13 protein-coding genes are annotated in these 19,923 nt (G+C 37.5%); 9 read left to right on the top strand and 4 right to left on the bottom strand.

The features are described from left to right. Window positions 1–21: 21 nt before the first annotated feature. From ACXACQ_RS09480 to ACXACQ_RS09495, 4 genes are read right to left on the bottom strand one after another with little or no spacing between them, the layout of a single operon-like run. Complete coding sequence (locus ACXACQ_RS09480; protein ID WP_474975700.1) at window positions 22–276, bottom strand: virulence RhuM family protein; 255 nt, start codon at window positions 274–276, stop codon at window positions 22–24. A gap of 35 nt (window positions 277–311) precedes the next feature. Beyond that, window positions 312–1,724, bottom strand: a complete 1,413-nt coding sequence (locus tag ACXACQ_RS09485) for a restriction endonuclease subunit S (RefSeq protein WP_474975701.1) — start codon at window positions 1,722–1,724, stop codon at window positions 312–314. Window positions 1,725–1,756: 32 nt separating this feature from the next. Further along, a complete protein-coding gene (locus ACXACQ_RS09490) occupies window positions 1,757–3,907 on the bottom strand; it encodes a type I restriction-modification system subunit M (protein WP_474975702.1) in 2,151 nt (716 codons plus the stop codon). Between the two features lie 10 nt (window positions 3,908–3,917). Beyond that, window positions 3,918–4,049: a helix-turn-helix domain-containing protein gene (locus ACXACQ_RS09495; RefSeq protein WP_474978468.1), complete on the bottom strand. Its 132-nt coding sequence runs from the start codon at window positions 4,047–4,049 to the stop codon at window positions 3,918–3,920. Between the two features lie 651 nt (window positions 4,050–4,700). Here ACXACQ_RS09495 and ACXACQ_RS09500 point away from each other — a divergent pair. The 9 genes from ACXACQ_RS09500 (at window position 4,701) to ACXACQ_RS09540 (ending at window position 19,880) form a co-directional block, all read left to right on the top strand. Beyond that, complete coding sequence (locus tag ACXACQ_RS09500; RefSeq protein WP_474975703.1) at window positions 4,701–5,480, top strand: Eco57I restriction-modification methylase domain-containing protein; 780 nt, start codon at window positions 4,701–4,703, stop codon at window positions 5,478–5,480. Between the two features lie 69 nt (window positions 5,481–5,549). Beyond that, window positions 5,550–5,762 (top strand): hypothetical protein, encoded by a 213-nt coding sequence (locus ACXACQ_RS09505; RefSeq protein ID WP_474975704.1) that lies wholly within the window; start codon window positions 5,550–5,552, stop codon window positions 5,760–5,762. Further along, window positions 5,759–10,063 (top strand): SNF2-related protein, encoded by a 4,305-nt coding sequence (locus ACXACQ_RS09510; protein ID WP_474975705.1) that lies wholly within the window; start codon window positions 5,759–5,761, stop codon window positions 10,061–10,063. The genes ACXACQ_RS09505 and ACXACQ_RS09510 overlap by 4 nt, the downstream gene beginning before the upstream one ends. 73 nt (window positions 10,064–10,136) lie before the next feature. Then, on the top strand, window positions 10,137–11,540 hold the full coding sequence (locus ACXACQ_RS09515) for a P-loop NTPase family protein (RefSeq protein ID WP_474975706.1): 1,404 nt from the start codon (window positions 10,137–10,139) through the stop codon (window positions 11,538–11,540). Window positions 11,541–11,542: 2 nt separating this feature from the next. Then, window positions 11,543–12,157 carry a DUF6549 family protein gene (locus ACXACQ_RS09520; protein ID WP_474975707.1) on the top strand — a complete coding sequence of 205 codons (615 nt, stop codon included), beginning with the start codon at window positions 11,543–11,545 and terminating at the stop codon, window positions 12,155–12,157. Window positions 12,158–12,859: 702 nt separating this feature from the next. Then, complete coding sequence (locus ACXACQ_RS09525; protein ID WP_474975708.1) at window positions 12,860–13,519, top strand: NUDIX hydrolase; 660 nt, start codon at window positions 12,860–12,862, stop codon at window positions 13,517–13,519. 108 nt (window positions 13,520–13,627) lie between these two features. Continuing rightward, complete coding sequence (locus ACXACQ_RS09530) at window positions 13,628–14,476, top strand: SDR family oxidoreductase (protein WP_474975709.1); 849 nt, start codon at window positions 13,628–13,630, stop codon at window positions 14,474–14,476. Window positions 14,477–14,478: 2 nt separating this feature from the next. After that, a complete protein-coding gene (gene uxuA / locus ACXACQ_RS09535) occupies window positions 14,479–15,666 on the top strand; it encodes a mannonate dehydratase (protein WP_474978469.1) in 1,188 nt (395 codons plus the stop codon). Window positions 15,667–15,776: 110 nt separating this feature from the next. Further along, window positions 15,777–19,880 (top strand): two-component regulator propeller domain-containing protein, encoded by a 4,104-nt coding sequence (locus ACXACQ_RS09540; protein ID WP_474975710.1) that lies wholly within the window; start codon window positions 15,777–15,779, stop codon window positions 19,878–19,880. Window positions 19,881–19,923 lie beyond the last annotated feature (43 nt).

Here is a 19,923-nt window from a genome sequence, read left to right on the forward strand (position 1 = left end):
CACCCTGTTGCGATTTACACGCTAGCGAACAGAAATAATGACATCCAAATTGTCGAATGATGTAGTGTATTCTTTGCTATCATCGGCAGTTGTTCGGAATTTCCGAACAACTGAGTTTTCTTCTAATTCTCCTTCTTTAAAAACATTTCTGATATGCTCACTAATGGAGGCTTTTGCTTTACCAAAGAGCTCTTGCATGGCTTTTGGGGTAAGCCAAACCGTTTCGTCTTGAAGAAGCATATCTCCTTTCACCTCTCCACTTTGAGAGGTATACAAGATGAATGAGGATTTATTAGGACATAGTTATTCCATTAGCTTGTTGTTTGAAGATTGTAGGTTTGTTCTTTTATCCAGTTCATAGCCGTTTTTTCATCTTGCTCTATGGCCATCTCTACGGCTTGCTTGGCAACTTCTAATAAGTGTTCGCTTTGTTGCTTTAATGAAAAACTTTCAGTTATCAATTCCTTTATTTGTTCCTGAATTTTAGATTCAACCAGCGGAATATTGATATTGAAAAACTCATCTTTATTTATAGCTGTCAATATTGTTCCTGAGCAGTTTTGCTTTAGAATGTTCTTTATTAACTGTGATTTAAATAAAACCAGTAATGTTTCTGAGTTGATGATTTTGGATTTGATTACGTAAAAGCCTGTTGAGCAAATAGCTTTGTCATATTCAGCAGTAACTAATGCACAAGAGTCTAAACTACCTTCAATGGAACTAATAATAACATCACCTTTCTTTACCAGTCTTCTTGCCCTTGAAGGTAATTCATTTCCAAAATCGATTGTACACCCAGTAATATCACCTGTTTTTCCAATATTGGAAAGTTCAATGTATTTGTATTCTACATTCTCAGAAGGTGTGAAATTCTTGATTTTAATATCACATACAGATGCAATTGAATCAGAGCCGTTTGAATAGCGTTCGATTGAAGCTGAATAATTATCGTACTTCACCTGATAATACTCTGCATCTAAGCGCCCAGAGCTACCAAAAGATTCTGAAAAGCTTTTGACGTTCACAGGTTCTTGACTGGGTTGGAAGTTGGCTAGGTTGAGTTCTTGGAGTAGGAGTTGTTCGGCTTGGGTATATATGGATTTAGATTTATTCCGTAGGTCTAACGAGTTTAAATAACAATCTTCAATAACTTTATTAAACAACTCAGAAAATTCTGGGACTAGAAAGTTTCTAAGTCTTTCTAAAGTGATCATTTGTTGAACGCCTCCAGACCCTCCTCGTAATGACTGAATACTTCCATATTTGCTCATTAAAAATGTACTAAGCAGATATGGCGAAAGATGATTGTTTTCTAATGGTTTAAGAATTGCAACATCTCTATTCATATTAGCAGGCAATAACCAATCTTCTGCTACAGCAACCTCTCCTAAAGTGCCTTTAATTGAAATAAGAAGATCGCCAACTTTGACTTCCGCTCGTTTATTTCTTTGATTTACTTCTTGGTCGACATAGCGTACTTTTGAGATATCAACATATCCACTCTTTACATTTTCAGCAGTCAGGTACTTAATTCCATTTTCTCTTAGAGTAACTGAACCATGCTCGCCATCAGTAACTTTATATTGTTCACCTATCAGATGTACTGGACTTTTTTTAAGAAAAGATTCTGCCTCCAGAAATCTCTTTTGAAAATATTCACTATCGTATCTATTCTCATGAATGATATTTGAATATAGGATTTCACTAATCTCCAGCCCTTCCAACAATTCCCTGTATCGGGTTTCATTAAAAGGGCTTAGAGCTTTCCCACAAATGAGAGTTTCTCTTTTTTAGCAAATTCCAGAAATGCTTCTGCTATGCCGTCTTTGGTGAGTCCGTCATGGTTAAAAAGGTCATGCTTTACCACTAAGTGACCATGAGAATCTAGTAGATATTCATCCAAGTTCGCAGGGGTAGAGTCGTAGTTGTCTAGGGGTTCGGCTACATCTGGCAAACCCTCCGAGGTTTTCGAAACCTCGGAGGATTGAGTAGTTGGAAAATCCTTTTTACGGACAAATATCTTTTCACCGCTGTTGTCTTTGCTGGGTTCTTGCATGGTAGCAAAGAAAATGGGGTAATCTTCTACTTTGGGGCAAAGGGTTTCATCCCATTTCTGTACAAAAAGTACAGAGGTTTTAGTACCTGTATGCGGTTTGAATACATTGCCGTGTAAACCTACCACAGCCAATATTCTGCATCTCTCGGCTATGTAGTCTCTTATGGCTTTGTCAGAGCTGTTATTGAACCTTCCTTGAGGCAATACCACTGCCATACGTCCACCAGGTTTTAAGAAATCGAGGTTACGTTCTATGAACAGAATATCACGCCCTACTTTGGTTTGGTACTTGCCGTTGGGCTTTTTACCCAAATCGTATTTAGCCAAAATTCTACTTTCCTTGATGTCGCCCGCAAATGGAGGGTTTGCCATCAGCACATCAAATTGGAAATCACGGCATTCGTAAATCTCTTTTTCCTTTACATAGATTTTTCCGTTTCGTTCTTCTTCAATCGTTACCGTTTTTGGTTTGGGGTTGGCTAGGTGTTTTCGGATGTTTTTCCAGCCATTTCCATATACGTCTAGCCAATTTTTATCATCGTAGTTATTGTCCCATCGGTCATAGTCGAGGGTGTTCATGTGGAGCACATTGGTTTGCCCATCACCAGCAATCAAGTTCAGGGTTCGTGCCACTCGTACCGCCTTTTCGTCAAAGTCAATGGCAAATACTTTATTTTGTACATAGTCTATTTGCTCAGGCAGTTTTTCTTCGGCTGTGAACAAATGACTTTTAGAAAGTCCCTTCGCTTTGAGCTGTTGTTCCCAAACATGAAAAATAGAGTGAACAGGGAAACCACAACTACCAGCAGCCGTGTCAATGACAGTTTCATCTGCTTTAGGATCCATCATTTTCACACACATGTCAATGACAAATCGAGGAGTAAAATATTGTCCTTTTTCTCCTTTACTACTTTTGTTGATGAGATACTCAAATGCTTCATCTACCACATCCAAGTTGGAGTTGAAAAGTTTGATTTGCTCCAAGGAAGATACACAGATGGCTAAGTGCGAAGGTGTCAAAGTAATTTTTGAACTTTCGGTAAATACACCTTCCCATTTTTCTTTGGCTTTTTCAAAAAGTGCCTGAATCTTTTGTTTTAGTTCGGTTTCTGTTTCTCCGTAGTTTCTAAATTCAAGGTGCCTTGTTTTGTTTCGGGTGCTTTCTAACTCGTCATAAAGCTTGGTGAAAATCAGTTGGAAGAGTTCTTCAAATACGTCCACTCCAGCATTCGCCAACACTTCATCCTCCATTTCGAGAATAAGGTCTTTTAAGGATTTACGCTCTTTGGAAAGTTTGTCATTCTCAATTAAATCGTCAATCGTCCAACGCTCTGTTAAGATGTCCGTCAGCTTTTCGGTCGCTTTTGGAATATTCGGAATGTCCTTGAAATAATTGGGATCTCTTCTGTTGTAGTAAGAAATGGATTCCCCATTACTCCAAATTCCAATTGGTGCACCTGTAGCGTTACAATAAGATTTTAGCTGTTCTTTACCGTCTTTAAGTTTAGGCTTTTTCAGCTCCACCATGATAAAGACAGCTCTAGCATCTTGCTTGTCGAAAATCACAATGTCCGCTCGTTTCTTTTCTCTTCCGAAACTCACTGCATACTCAATTTCCATTCGGTCATACGAATAGCCGTATTCTTCATGTAGCACCATGAGATATAGTTGTCTTACAACTTCTTCTGGCTTGAGTTGAATTTCTTTTCTCCTTACAAGGCAGGTGATAAAAGGTGTTGTTTTTCCTCTTGTATCTTTTAAAGTGATTGACTCTTCTAATTTTTCAATTTGGGACTTTGAAAACTGAGTCATTTTATAATTTGAGTCCTTTAAAATATCTGATAATGTCATCTTCGGATGCTTATTTATTTCTTTCTATTAGTAATTCTTTGACCTGTACGTCAAGTATTTCTGCAATCTTGTATAAATCTTCTAAGCTTGGCTGTCGTCTATTTTGAACATAAGAGTTTACCATATTGTAGCTCTTATTCAGTTATTCTGCTAATCAGACTTGCTTGATTCCTTTTGCGCCTAATACTTCTTTTATCCTGTTCATTTTGGATAATTTTAGATTTGCGTGAAGATACAAAACCATATCATTAATGATATATTATTACCATCTCTCAAACGTAGAGATATTTTAGTTCTTTTGGTTTTTAGGGTGGGATTAGTGCGTTGGCAAAACCAAATGTGCTAAAATTTGTGATGGGTTTTTCGATTACACCATGGGATACAACGGTTTTGTGTATGATTAGTGACGTGTTTTTAGCACGAAATTTAGCACATAAAAAACCGAATAGATAATCCGTGAGGATTTTCAGAAGTAGGCGAGAACAAGCAATTACTTATAGCCATTGTGTGCACCTTGAATGGTGAATATAGCTCAAGAAATTGAGTGTTCCCAGGGGTGAAAGTAACATTTCGAAGAAAAGCTGTTTTACTTTCAAATGTATTATTATAGGTGATAGATATAATCATGTCAATCATATGATAATATATTTTTTTATAATGATTTGAGATAATATTATTACAATCGTTACTTATTTTATCCTTTTATCTGAATAGTGCAATATTATTCTATGTCAATTACTTCGAACTCTCCCAAATAACGTAACCTTTAATTTCAAAGCTAATACAATTGCTCATGGTTAAAACTATAGATATGGGTAATTCAGATAGTCAGTTAGAGCTTAATAAGGAAATAGAAGCATTCATTATTACTAAGGATAAAGAGCGTAAGCAGTACAGCGTAGAGGAAAAGAAATTTATTAGTGGTTATACGGGAGAGGGGAGGCCTACAGGTAAAGGTGAAGGCAAGCTTTATGAGTTTTATACCCCAGAATACCTAGTGGAGCTGATGTGGAACTTAGCCACTTACCATGGTTTTCAAGCAGGAGGGAAGGTCTTAGAGCCATCATGTGGTACAGGTGTATTTCTAAAACATGCTCCTAAAGGTAGCAAACTTACGGGTTTCGAAACCAATGCCATAAGCGCGAGAATCACTGAAATTTTATATCCTGAGGCTGAAATTCATCAGTTGCATTTTGAAAATGCTTTTATGAAAGCGCCTCGTTATACTTCACGCATTACTGAGGGGCTAACTTGGCTCAATAATTATCCTTTTGATTTGATCATTGGGAATCCCCCTTACGGGAAATATAAGAACTGGTACAGTAGTTATTTTCCATGGCCTAAAGTGTTACAAACTGAAATGTTTTTCATGTATTATGGACTTAAACTTTTAAGAAAAGGAGGACTTCTTGTATATGTAATTCCCTCTGCCTTTTTACGAAATGGTATAAGTTATAATAAAATGAAAAAAGAAATGGGGTGGATTTGTAAGTTAATAGATGCTTACCGCTTGCCTTCAGTATTTAAACATACCAATATCCCTACTGATGTAATTGTTTTAGAGCGGACTTAATCGGGAGTAACCCACCTTAATTAGGTAGTATCACGAAGTAAGGAGTATTAAGCGGTGTAGGATTGTTCTATGAATAGAAACGAACAAGAACACGATAAACTTAGAAGCTTAATAAGAAAGGCACTTGCTAAGTGTACTACATCGACTACACCAAAATTGAGCGAACTTCTGAAAAGTCCAAGCGCATACAAAAAGACAGAGAGCCTGGTACTCAACTATGCCATTAAAAATGGGATAAGTATAGAAGCTGCCATCGGACAAATTGAGAGCGAGCTGTTATGAATACTATTAAACTAACAGCTCGCCTTGAATACATCTCACAACTCATGGCATTTATTGCACAATTACAGCGAAAGACTGATCTTCTGGAATTGAATAAACGCTATGAAAATTATTTGAGATTACTTCGAAATGGACACCTCTCTGAAGAAATTATATTATGGGCGAAAGATCATGATTTTAAATGCACTAACCCTTTAAGTGACACTTCACCTAGCACTCTAAGCTTTTTTGATCTCACCCGATTTAATACCTGGTTTGAGCTTCACCCAGAAAAAGTGGCAGGAAAGGAATATGTTACTACCTCACGAGATTTTCCTATTCGTATCAAAGGCGGTAAAGAAGAGGTGCAATCCACATTGAGCCCTATAAAATTAAAGCAAAAAATTGCTGTAAAGAGCAAAGCCGTACAATTGAAATTAAAAATACTAGAGATGAAAATATCAGCCAACTATGCCTTGTCAGGAATAACCGATGAAGTGTTTTTCCAAGGTCTTGGAGACTTATTAGATGAAGATAAATCGTTGATGAAAAATAATTACCTAGAGGTAAAGCAGGTAATTGCAAAATCAGAAAAGGAGCAAAGTTTTAGAGGCAAACTATTGAGCTTTAATCAGGTGGATACCACTTATAACCAAGGAATAAGTGAGGGGGAAAAGAAGGTTTGGGTTTGGTATAAAAGATCTCTTGGTTACGTCATGAAAGGTTGGGAGCAATATTATACAAATGATAAAAGTAAGCAGACTTCAGAGGTATTGCGAGCAGTGAGAGATGCTGTAATCAAGGATAATACATGGAAAGATATTAATAGTATAAAAAAGGGGAGTGTAATAGGTAAACCTACAAGGTTCAGCCATGAGTATAGAGATGAAAAATATATCATTTTTATAGGGCTTGACGGGAATAAATATCTTATTAAGGAAAAGGATGTGCAGCGGGAGAAAACGGGGCATCAGGTTAGTGAACGTCAATTAATGGCATGGGTTAAAGATGGACTTTTATATTATTCTGATGGAGAGTACCTACCCTATCCTATCTATGCTTATGGCAACATGTATGATCGAGAACTACAACTTGAAAAGGATGCAGCAGAGATAAAAAGTAAGTATGGGGATAAGGTGTTTCAAGCACACTCAGCTTTGATTCAGAAACTCAAACCAGCCATTATCACCGTTACACATGCTAATCCTTCAGAACGACCAAAAATATTGTGCATATCTAAGTTTGCCAGAGAGTTTTTGATCTCAGGATTGCGAGAAGATAGTGGGGTAGTGTTGAATTCTAATGAGGAAAGCCATTGTAGTTTGGTAGATGCTTTTAGTGGTTGGTTAAGATCATTGGAAAAACACCACTTTGAAGAGGTCACCGCTTTTCAAATTATCTCCTACTATATCAATGGTAAAAAATTGAGCAGATCCTTAAGTGATGAAGAGAAAAGCACTATTGAAAAATATGGAAGAATAGAAGGGGAACAGCTTTTCAGTAAGTTTTTAAATGAGGCGGTACTACCAGAAGATCAGCGCAAAATAGATTTTAAGTGGAATAGAGAATATAATGGCTTTAGCTCGGTACCATACCATCGAGTGCCCGTAGGTTTCAGCTGTTCTAGTCATTTCAAAAGCTTTCATTTAGAGTTTACCCCTGCACAGCGTGAAGCTATTGCTTTTATGGAAATAGCTGGTTCGGGAGTTATAGCCTATGATGTAGGAGTGGGTAAAACCATGTCGGCTATTATTACGGTAGCTAATACACTTTATTCAGGTAAATGTAAACGTCCATTAATTGTAGTACCTAACCCCACCTATAAGAAATGGATAAGAGAAATTATAGGTTATAAGGATGATACTTCAGGGGAATTTATTCCTGGGGTAATGTCTCATACCGGAGTTACTTTGAATGAGTGGTACAACCTGGGTAAGGGCATTACAGGTAAGGTTAATTTGAAACAAGTTGTAAAAGAAAACTCCATCACAGTAATGACTTACGAGGGATTCAGTAAGATAGGCTTTTCTATGAAAGTAATGAAGTTGCTTTTTGATGAACTCAGTAAAATATTGGCTCAGGAAAATGATGATCGAAAATCACAAAGAGACCTTGAAATGAAGTATCAAAGTTATCGCGAGCTAATAGGGTTAGGCTTAAAAAATACCGTGGCTGATATAGATAGTCTAGGCTTTGATTATATCGTAATTGATGAAGCGCACAATTTCAAAAATGTATTTGATCAGGTGCCGGCCGATGAAGAAGGAGTAAAACGATATAAGATTACAGGAAGCCAAAGTGCCAGAGCCGTGAAGGCTTTTTTTCTCTGTAATTATATCCAAAGAATGTATGGTGGCAATGTGATGTTGTTAACCGCTACTCCTTTTACCAATAGCCCTTTAGAAATTTATTCTATGTTATCATTAGTGGGGTATGAGAGCATGTGTAAGATGGGGATTACATCCGTAGAACGGTTTATGGAGACCTTCGTTTTACAGTCACTTGAATATGTTAATTCCTATGACGATACTATAAAAGAAGCTCCTGTGGTGAAAAGCTTTAACAATAGGCTTGTGTTGCAGAGATTAATCCATAACCACATTGCTTATAAAACAGGAGAGGAAGCTGGAGTAAAACGTCCTTGTAAGGTAAACCTTCCCATGATTTATACTACTAATGAGAATGGAGACACTCAGAAATTACCTTCAGAACAACAAGTGGTGACTTACCTAAAAATGACTCAGCAGCAAATGGATAATCAGGCTGAAATCATTTCTTTGGCTAAAAATGGTAGTGCTATAAATGGAGATGTGATGCGAGCAATGGGTAGATCACTTGACAATGCCTTAAGTCCATTTTTATATAAGTTCAATAGGCCTCCTGAAGACTATAAAGATTATGTGGAAGGTAGCCCTAAAATTCATTATGTGATGGAGTGCGTAAAATCAGTGCGGTCATATCATGTTGAAAGAAATGAAGAGGTTTCAGGGCAAGTGATTTATATGAATAGGGGAAAGGATTACTTTCCACTGATCAAAGAATATCTTGAAGAAGAGATTGGATATGCCACTAGGGTGAAATTTCAATCGAAGGTTTTTGATGAGGTTGAAATTATATCTTCGGGAATATCAGCTGCTAGAAAAGAGGCCTTGAAAGACGCTTTTCTTGAAGGCAAAGTGAAGGTCATAATAGGTACCGCTACTATTAGGGAGGGAATTGATCTACAGAAGAAAGGGACAGTAATTTATAATTTATATCCAGATTGGAATCCCACTGATGTGAAACAGCTTGAAGGTAGGATTTGGAGACAAGGTAATGAGTTTGGTTATGTTCGTTCTGTTATGCCTTTAGTGGAGAATAGTATGGATGTATTTGTTTTTCAGAAGTTAGAGGAAAAGACTTCAAGGGTAAATGATATATGGTATAAAGGGGATAGGGGTAATGTCATAGATTTGGAATCTCTCGATCCAGAAGAAGTAAAGTTTGCCTTATTTACAAATATAGATGCACTTACCAAGCTAGAGATTGATAAGGAGAGGAAGGAGATAAAAAGAAAGCAGGCTATAGCCCTGAATAATGTAGAAGTGATAAAGAGATTTAAAGTCACTTATAGTGGCTATCTTACTACTCAGTCATTGTGCAGGGAGGGGCTGGCTAAAACCTTAGATCATTTTAAGGTTTACTTTTTTGAGTCTTCGAAAGCCTATGAAAATGCCTTGTGGTTTCATTCAAAAACTGAGGCAAAGAGAAAGACATTTATAGGGGGAGTCGAATTGCTCATTAAAGAGGTAGAGCAATTTTTAGAGTCGACATTACAGGAAGATAAGTTACTGCTACAGTTAGGAAGAAAATTAGTTAAGGTGAGTTATGACGTGAAGCAGGGGCTATTTGCACTTGAAAATCACTTGAATCGTTTTAGAGATTATTTGTATGAAGTAAGGAAAGCCGAAAAGAGCTTGCTCCAAGGTAAGGGGCTTACGTTAGATGATAACCTAGATGAAATCATTTCAGCTTTTGATAAAGAATTAACTAAAGCTACTGGAGAACTTCAAAGCACGGAAAGTCAAGAATACTTTGAAAAGAAAAAGCAGGAAGTGAAGTTTAAAAAGGAAAAGATGGCTATCTCGGGGAAAACGGCAAAGGAGCGAGCGAAGGATTTTAGTAGCTTGAACTACTTATTGTCTTATAAAGCTACAGACATGCCAGGGCAGTCGTGTGCATTACCTTTGAAAGAACGAGAACCAATCAAAAAAGCTGACCTTAATTTAATAAAGGTGAAAGCTAAGGCGCTTAAGTTAAAGCTCAGCTTACTTCAATTATAGCTGTTATTGGGTGCTATCGACCTTAATCAGGTAAATGCAATACTATACAGAAGTAACATTACAATAAAAAGTAATGGTTACAATAGATAATTATCATGAGCAGGTAACACCTGCTCTGATCCAAAAACTCCCCTCAGAATTAAAGCAAGCCCATGACAGTTTTGATGAAATGGCGGCTTATTACAAAGCAGATGCTGATATAAAAGAAACAGTGGATGTCTATATCAATGTTCTCAATAAGTTTCTTAGCTCACAAAAAAAGCAACCTTTATCACCGAATCCAAAGCAAGAAAAGTCGAGTGCTAAGAGACCAATTGCAACTTCAAAAACTAAAATTCAAAAGAGTGATGATTTTAAATTCTTCTACAAAGAAAGTAGGGATTACTATTTCATTAAACGGTTTTTAAGAATAATAGGGAAGGTAAAAGCACGGCATCATATAGGCTTATATGTAAAAGCTTTGCAAAGAGCCATTGTAGCTAAAGAAATTACAAAAAAGTCAAAGTATGCCACTCAAATTAAAAAGATCCAAGATAAGCTTTGCCGTCAATACAACGCTATGACACCAGATAGAGATGTCATTCTTTCTATTCCTGAGGCTTGGCATCAACAGCTTTTAGATATTATCTCAAAAGAGAGAGTGTATAAGTCAGTACTGCTCATGAAGCGATTTATTGGTTTAGAAGGGAGTGATGACAAAAAAAGAATAGGCACTTTACTTAAAGCCTTGAATTTGGCACTGGATAAAAAGCATGTTGTGCCAACGGATCCTTATTATAAATACTTGATTAGTATTCGGAAGAATTTAGAAGAAAGGCAAAATGGGAAAACTATTGAAATGGATGCCCTTGAATTGAATGGGATTCAACAAGTGGTAAATGATCACGAAATTAATGCGCTTGAGGGGTGTAACTGTAGAGGTCCAATAAGTAGTGTTGACTTTGCTAAGATGAAGTTTACCACACTTGGATTTCAAGGGAAATGGAAAAAGTTTCTAGGTGATCCTACTCCGGGTTTTACAGCATTAGTATATGGAAAACCTAAAAGTGGAAAGAGTACACTCTCAGCGATGATAGCCGGTTATTTGGCTAGTGAAAAAGGGAAGGTTTTATATGTGAGTAAAGAAGAGGGGAAGAATGGAATACTCCAAGAAAGGTTAATAAGGGTTGGGGCTACGGATCCTAACTTATTTATTGAAGATCATATCCCTTATGATCAATTGAAAAATTATGAATATTTGATTTTGGATTCAGTTCATAAATTAAACCTGGATGAGGATCAGCTGGACAAGCTACCTAAGAAATACCCTAATATAAAAGGATTCATATTTATTATGCACTCCACTAAAGGAGGAGATTTTAGAGGGAGTCAGACCTATGCCCATAATGTAGATGTTTTGATCCATGTACAAGAAGGAGGGATCGCCACACAGACAGGAAGGTTTGCGCAAGGTAATGAAATGAAAATCTTCAATTAGTCATGACGCTTATTGCATTAAAACTTTTGGGTAGATACTACTGGGTGGCATTACTCATAGTTATAGCGTTGTTGTATATGGCTTGGCGAAAGGAAAAAGAGCAGGCGGAAGATTATAAGTCTATGAAAGACCTTACAGAATTGAAGGTGGAAAAGTGGAGAGATGAGGCAGGGAAATATCATGCATTGTCGCAAGCAGCAGAAATACAGGCTAAGAATGCTAAAGAAGTTTTGCCTTCAGTATTGAGGGAAGAGCTAAAATCCACCGTAGGTAATATAAAAAGGAACTTAATAAGTCACGCGGCAGTCACTGCTAATACAAAAGGCTCAATCATAACAGATGTGCAGGATACAATAGTCATTGTTTCAGAAAAGCCGAAGTTAGCCAAATCCTTCTCCTATAAGGATAAGTATATTCAATTATCAGGCTATCAATTAAATGATAGCTTGGTTACAAACTATCAATTGCAACATCACTTTACATTAACATATTCATATAAGCGACCAGGTAAGCCTCCATTTAATTTATTTAGGAAGAAAAGAGCTGTAGCAGAAGTGAAATTTGATAATCCTGATACGCAAACAGACAGTATATATTCAGTGATTTTGAAGAGGTGACAAGAAAGAATTAATTCTGGATTGCTAGTGACTAATAGTTTTTATAATGTGTAATAGATTTTAGCAAAATTTTAGCAAATTTGAATAGTAAAGAATTGAGATAATGTAAAAAAGTGCCTTTAAATAAATAGGCCGCCTAACCTGGAGGCGGCCCTTCAACATTTATAACCGACTATTAATTGAAAAACTCAATCACATAATCCATAATTCAGATGTGCTCCCGGCCAAGGAACAACAGAGGTACTGGCGGAGCGTGGTGCGAACCGCAACTCCGCCTATATCTGATTAAAAGCTTTACTCATTATAAGTAAGTAGTTCGGAAAAGGGTAATAATTCGGAAAGCTAGTCTGTTATATCAGATTTTCAATACCTCGTATTGGGCATGTTAAACTATTAAGCTGTTTGCATGCCGTGTGCTTAAACTTATAAACTCAACAATAATTCAAATACCTAAATACCATTCATTTCACCTGCCTTTATTCAGTAAGTGTTCCTGATTTTGGCAGGTGTTAATTTGAAAAATTGATGACGCAAATAAATATAAAATTATCATGATGGGCGGGGGTACAGCGTACTTACTATAGGCCGTAAAAGTCCATAAGGATTGGTTTTTGTACACTACAGAATGCCACATATGCAAATTTATTGAGGTGTTTTTCGTTTTTAATTTTGCATTTTTGTGTGAAACCTAAATCTTTTTCAGTGGAATATTTAAATACTACAGTAAATCCTGATTCGTACGAATGTACCCTTACGGTAGATTGTGCCATCTTCGGTTTTCAGGACAACGAACTCAAGCTTTTACTAGTGAAAAGGTGCATAGAGCCCTATAAAGGACATTGGCTGCTGCCCGGTGGTATTATGGGGAAGGGGCAAACGCTAGAAGAGGCCGTAGAGAAAGTTTTGTTTAATCTTACAGGTATAGAAAACGTACATCAGCGTCAGGTAAAGGTATACAGTAACATTGAGCGGCATCCCGTAAAACGTGTGGTAACGGTAAGTTTCTACGCGCTCATTAAGCCAGAGAATCACCCCGCGATAGCTCGTGATTATGTAAGTGAGGTAGAGTGGTTTCCGGTATTGTCGTTACCCGATCAGCTAGGGTTTGATCATGACAAAATAGCCTTAGATGCCCTAAAAAAACTCCGAAAAAATTTACAAGACGAGTTGATTTTTGGTGAGCTTTTGCCCAAAAAGTTTACTCTTAAGGAGCTACAAGATCTTTATGAGTCTATTCTCAATGTATCGCTGGATAGAAGGAATTTCCGCAAAAAAATTATGCAAATGGAGCTGCTAGAAAAAACTAATGAAAAGAAAGTAGGAGTGAAAGGCGGCCCCGAACTGTATATGATTAAAGAATAAACAGATTATTTTTTAAGTTATTGATATATTGTACTAGAGGAGAACTGTAATTTTACTACCGTGTATTTATTACACAGATATAATGTATATTGCATCAAATTTTTATTTATGATATCAGAAGATAATAATTTAAAAGATAAAGTAGCTGTTATAACAGGGGGAAGTGGTGTTTTGGGAGGTGCTATGGCTAAGGCTTTAGCAGGTAGAGGCGCTAAGGTAGCAGTTTTAGGTAGAGATAAATCTAAAGCTCAGCAGGTCGTTTCTGAAATTGAGGAGGCAGGTGGTATAGCTATGGCGGTGGCTGCAAACGTTTTAGATAAAAGTAGTCTACTACAAGCCCATGAGCTTATCGCTGAAAAGTTGGGGCTCTGTGATATTTTGATTAATGGAGCCGGAGGTAATCACCCTGATGGCACTACGGATAAAACTCACCTTGATTATAAAGACATTAATGCCGATGCTGAATTAAAGACCTTTTTTGACCTAGATGGTGAAGGCATACAATATGTTTTTAATCTCAATTTTATAGGCACGCTGTTGCCCACTCAGGTTTTTGCGAAGCACATGGTAGGAAAAGAGGGGTGCAGTGTTATAAACATTTCTTCAATGAATGCTTTTAAACCACTGACAAAAATACCTGCGTACAGTGGCGCGAAGGCTGCAGTTAGTAATTTCACTCAATGGTTGGCCGTGCATTTTGCTAAAGTAAACATTAGGGTAAATGCCATAGCGCCAGGTTTCTTTTTAACAGCACAAAATGAAAAACTGCTTACCAATGCTGATGGTAGTTTAACGGATAGAGGTAATACAATTATAAGTCACACACCCATGGGGCGGTTTGGAGATCCTGATGATTTAACGGGTACTTTGCTATGGTTATGTAGCGATAGTTCAAAGTTTGTAACTGGTGTGGTGGTGCCTGTAGATGGTGGCTTTAGTGCATTTAGTGGGATATGATGATGGGGTTAGAACAAACATGGCGATGGTATGGATCTAACGACCCCGTGTCGTTAGCAGATATCAAAATGACTGGAGCTACAGGCATAGTTACGGCTTTGCACCACGTGCCTAATGGAGAGATTTGGACGGTAGAGGAGATCAAGAAGAGGAAAACAATCATCGAAGATGCCGGCTTAGTGTGGTCAGTAGTAGAAAGTATACCTGTACATGAAGACATAAAGAAGCGTACGGGTGATTTTAATAAATATATAGAGAATTATAAGCAGTCGATTATTAACCTCGGGGTCTGCGGAATAGATACTGTCTGTTATAATTTTATGCCTGTTTTGGATTGGACACGTACCGATCTTAATTATCAAATGCCTGATGGTTCTAGAGCCTTGCGTTTTGATGCTGTTGCTTTTGCAGCTTTTGAATTGTTCATCCTAAAAAGAAAAGGTGCTGCTCAATATTATAATAATGAGCAGATTAATAATGCCAGCCTCGCGTATAAATCCATGTCAGAGAAGGATATTGAACTGCTTACTAATAATATAATTGCAGGTTTACCAGGAGCTGAAGAGGGCTATACGTTAGCGCAGTTTCAAGAGGTGCTAGATGGATATGCTTCTATAGATGCCGATGCTTTGAAACAAAATTTGTATCTTTTTTTACATGCTATTGTGCCCACCGCAGAGAGTGCGGGAGTGCGTATGGCTATACACCCAGACGATCCTCCTTTTCCTATTTTAGGCTTGCCCCGAGTGGTAAGCACAGAGAAAGATGCTGCTGATTTATTGGCAGCGGTGGATAGCCCTAACAATGGTTTGTGTTTTTGCACAGGCTCTTATGGGGTGAGAGCAGATAATGATTTAGAAGGAATGGTGCAGCGTTTAGGAGGCCGCATTCATTTCATTCATCTGCGCAGTACTAAAAGAGATGAACTCGGAAATTTCTATGAGGCAGATCATCTGGATGGAGATGTAGACATGTATAAAGTAATGAAAGCGCTGGTAGAAGAACAGATGAAAAGAAAAGCGTCAGGCAGAACAGACTACCGAATGCCCATGCGTCCTGACCATGGCCATCAAATGCTCGATGACCTGCAGAAAGAAACAAATCCGGGCTATTCTGCCATTGGCAGACTGCGCGGATTGGCCGAATTGAGGGGTTTAGAGCTGGCTATAAGAAGGGATAAGTTGAAATAAAAACTATTCTGGCCTGTACGATAGTGCCCCCGTTATTGTACTGATATTGTCAGTTCTCTTGGGCATATTCGTTAAAATGCACCCTCAAAAAAATAACCCTTTATATAAAATTGAACATCAGGTTGCTAAAATATTATGCTTTAAGTATTGTTTGTTTACTGTTGGTTGTTAGGGCTTTAGGGCAAAAGGTGCCTCTTAGGTTCGAACGATTTTCTACCATAGATGGTCTTTCTCAAAGTACAGTAATTACTATGGCCCAAGACAAGCACGGCATTATGTGGTTTGGAACCCGAGATGGGCTTAACAGATATGACGGTCATAAATTTGAAGTTTATAGAAGTGAATTATCTGATTCGGCTACGCTAAGCTGTAATGATATTGTTGACCTTGATATTGATGGGCAGGGAGACTTGTGGATTGCTACCTATTTTGGACTGAATAGGTATGACTCTAAAAAAGAAAGGTTTCATAGGTATATGACTGATGCCAAAGATTCTTTTTCTATTTCTACCAATAATATTTGGTGTGTAAAAGCCATAGGAGAAGATGAAGTATGGGCAGGCACACCACAAGGATTGAACATCTACAACAAAAAGACAGGCCGTTTTGTAGTACTCAGGCATGATGAACAAAATCCATCGAGCTTAAATAGTAATAATATTCACTGTATTTTTAAAGATAGCAAGGGAGATGTTTGGGTGGGTACAGACCGGGGCATTAATAAGTTTGATAAAAAAGTAGATGGCCGCTGGCAGTTTGTTAATTATGATACAAACTTGGGCATATTAAATGTGCAAGTGATTTGCGAAGACTTGCAGCAAAATATCTGGTTTGGAACAAAGTATTCAGGGTTATTTGGTTTTACAGGTAAAAACGGAAATGTTAATCATATCACCGCAGATAGTAATGATGCTTCGTTACATTTATTAAACAACGATGTAAGGGGGCTGGCGTGCGATTTCTCTAACAATCTTTGGGTAGGGACTTATGGAGGGCTTACCAGAATAGATCATTCCAGAACATCATTAGTACATGCTACCCATTCACCGCTATTTGAAAATAGCTTGTCAAGAAATACTGTAAAATCTGTATTTACAGGCCGAAATGGTTCGGTTTGGATAGGGACTTACTACGGAGGTATAAATATGTGGCATGCCAATAATTTCAATTTCAACAAGCTACAGCAGTGGCCCAATGGTGAAGGGTTAAGTTATAATGTGGTGAGTGGTATAAAAGAAAATAATGATAAGTTATATATAGCCACAGAGGGGGGAGGAGTAAGTATCTGGGATAAAAGTACGCACACTTATGATTATATAGACCCGGTAAAGGAGGGGATGGCGAGCGATAATATTAAAAGTATATACATAAGAAATGAGAAAGTGTGGATGGGTACACTTGATCAGGGATTATATGTTTGGGATATCGCTACCAAAAAGTTAGTAGACCATATTTCTATGGAAAATGGGCTGATTAATAATACTATTTATTCTGTAATAGCATATAACGATAGCTTGGCGGTGGTCAGTTCGTTTGGCGGAGGTCTTAACATTTGTCATTTAAATACGGGCAAAGTAGAGCAGCTGTATGCCCTTAGCAAGTCACCAAATACACTTTCAGAAAACCTGATACGATTTATTTATAAAGATGCGGAGGGCAATCTCTGGCTTGGCACCCCGAATGGGTTAAACTATATTTCTGCAGAAGATCTACTGAAGAGAAATTATAAATTTAAACACTACTTTCTGGGAGGAGACGAACCTTTTGCAGCTATCTTAAGCATCTTTCAGGGCGGTGATGGCACCATTTGGGTAGGAACAAAAAATAGAGGCCTTTTTAAAAACTCAGGCAATGGTTTTGAACATGTAGATGTTTTTAAAAATTATAAAAATATAAGCCAGGCGATTCATAGTATTACCGAAGACAAAGATGGTAAAATCTGGTTGAGTTCAAATAATGGCATTGTGAGATACGATATGGCCTCGCAAGACATAAAGATGTACGTAGAGTCTGATGGTTTAGTGTCTAATGAATTTAATGACAATGCTGTTTTAACCAGTGTAGACGGAACGTTGTATTTCGGTGGCCCGGTAGGCATCAGTTATTTTAACCCTAATACCATTAAGCGAAATTCGTATGCTCCACAAGTGGTCATTACGAATTTGAAAATCTTTAATAAAATTATCAGGCCGGGAGATGACCGATCTGTGCTCCATGAAAGTATATCAGATACAGATATGCTTAAGCTCGATTATGATCAATCTAGTTTTGCATTTGAATTTGCCTTGCCTAATTATGTTAATCCAGAGAAAAACACCTTTGCTTATAGGCTGGTGGGCTATGATAACGAATGGGTGTATACTAATAGTAATACGGCCTCTTTTACTATTCAAAATGCAGGCAATTATGTGTTTGAAGTAAAAGGTGCAAATAATGATGGCGAGTGGAGTGGAGGTATTACTTCTGTTCACATAAAAGTGAATCCTGCTCCATGGAAATCAGGCTGGGCGTTTGTTTTATATGCTTTAGCCATTGTTAGTGCCTTGGTATTACTATTAAATATTATACAATCTAAATCAAAGCTAAAGCACGACCTAGAGCTTGAGCATAAATCTAAGCAGCAGCAAGAGCAGATCAATAGAATGAAGCTCGATTTCTTCACTAATATATCTCATGAATTTAGAACCCCATTAACACTTATTGTTGGGCCAATGCAGAAAATTCTTGAGGGCTATCAAGGAAGTAATAAGCTGTACGAACAACTGGTAGTAGTGCAGCAAAATGCCAATAAACTGCTGAAGTTGATTAATCAGCTGATGGATTTTAGAAAACTCGAAACAAAACAGAAGATTTTATCTGCTTCTAAAAGCAATATTGTACCATTTGTAAAGGATATTTTCGATTCTTTTCAGTCACTGGCTGATGATGGTAATTACACCTATACATTAGAAAGCAGCACGGAGATGATAGAGTTATTTTATGATACAGAGCAGTTAGAGAGTGTTTTTTATAACCTTATTTCTAATGCGTTTAAGTATACTCCTGAATCTGGTGAAGTAATAGTTGCTTTAAGTGTAGAAGAAAATGAGTGCGTAGTTACCATAAAGGACAATGGCATAGGTATAGATCATGAAAACCTTGAAAAAGTATTTGACTGGTTTTATCAGGTAGCGCCACAAAATAGTGATGCTAAAAAGGGTACCGGCATAGGTTTGGCTATGGCCAAGGAGATAGTGCAATTGCACAAAGGGGAGTTGGCAGTGAAAAGTCGAAAAGGTGAAACGGAGTTTACCGTAAGGTTGAAATTAGGTGTTGCGCACTTACAGCCCAATGAAATTATAGAAAAACCTCAAGTGCCACTTTCTGAAGATATAGGAGATGCTGCCATAGATGCTAAAGTGGGTAAATCACCTATAGAAGATACATTGAAGGTGAAAGATGTGGCGAAAAAAACGATTTTGGTAGTGGAGGATAGTGATGATGTTTTAGCATTCATCACATCGTTATTAGAGCAAGATTATAATGTTATAGAAGCGCGTAATGGCAAAGAGGGAATAAGACGAGCATTTATCGATCAGCCCGATTTGCTAATTAGCGATGTAATGATGCCAGAGGTGGATGGTATCCAGCTTTGTCATCGGCTTAAAAACGACATCAAAACCAGTCATATTCCAATTATATTATTAACAGCCAAAAACTCTGATGTATACAGGCACGAGGGACTTTCTTCTGGTGCCGATGATTATATCAGTAAACCATTTAATGTAAAGGAGCTGCAGCTTAAGGTGAGGAATATGCTCAACATGGTGGAGGCTCTGAAAAGTAGATTCAATGCTACGGAAATGGTTGTTCCTGAAGATATCACTTTATCATCAGCAGATGAAAAGCTTTTTAATAAGGCAGTGAAGATAGTTCAGGATAATGTTTCTAACGAAATGTTCGACATTGCGAATTTTTGTTCAGAGCTTGGAGTAAGCCGCACCATGCTATTTACGAAAATCAAAGCTTGGACTAACCTTACTCCTAATGAATTTATCATGTCCATGAGGATGAAACGGGCAGCGCAGTTGTTAGAGACCAATAAACTGACTGTTTCTCAAGTGTGCTATCAGGTAGGGTTTAAAAATCCTAAGTATTTCAGCAAGTGTTTTGTGAAGCATTTCGATATTACTCCATCAGCATATGCTAAGAAGTTTAGCTTAGATGCATCATGAGTATCAAAATGGGGGTAAAATAATACCATATTTATTTTGAACT

The sequence above is a fragment of the Fulvivirga sp. AWR4_260 genome, assembly GCF_056158185.1.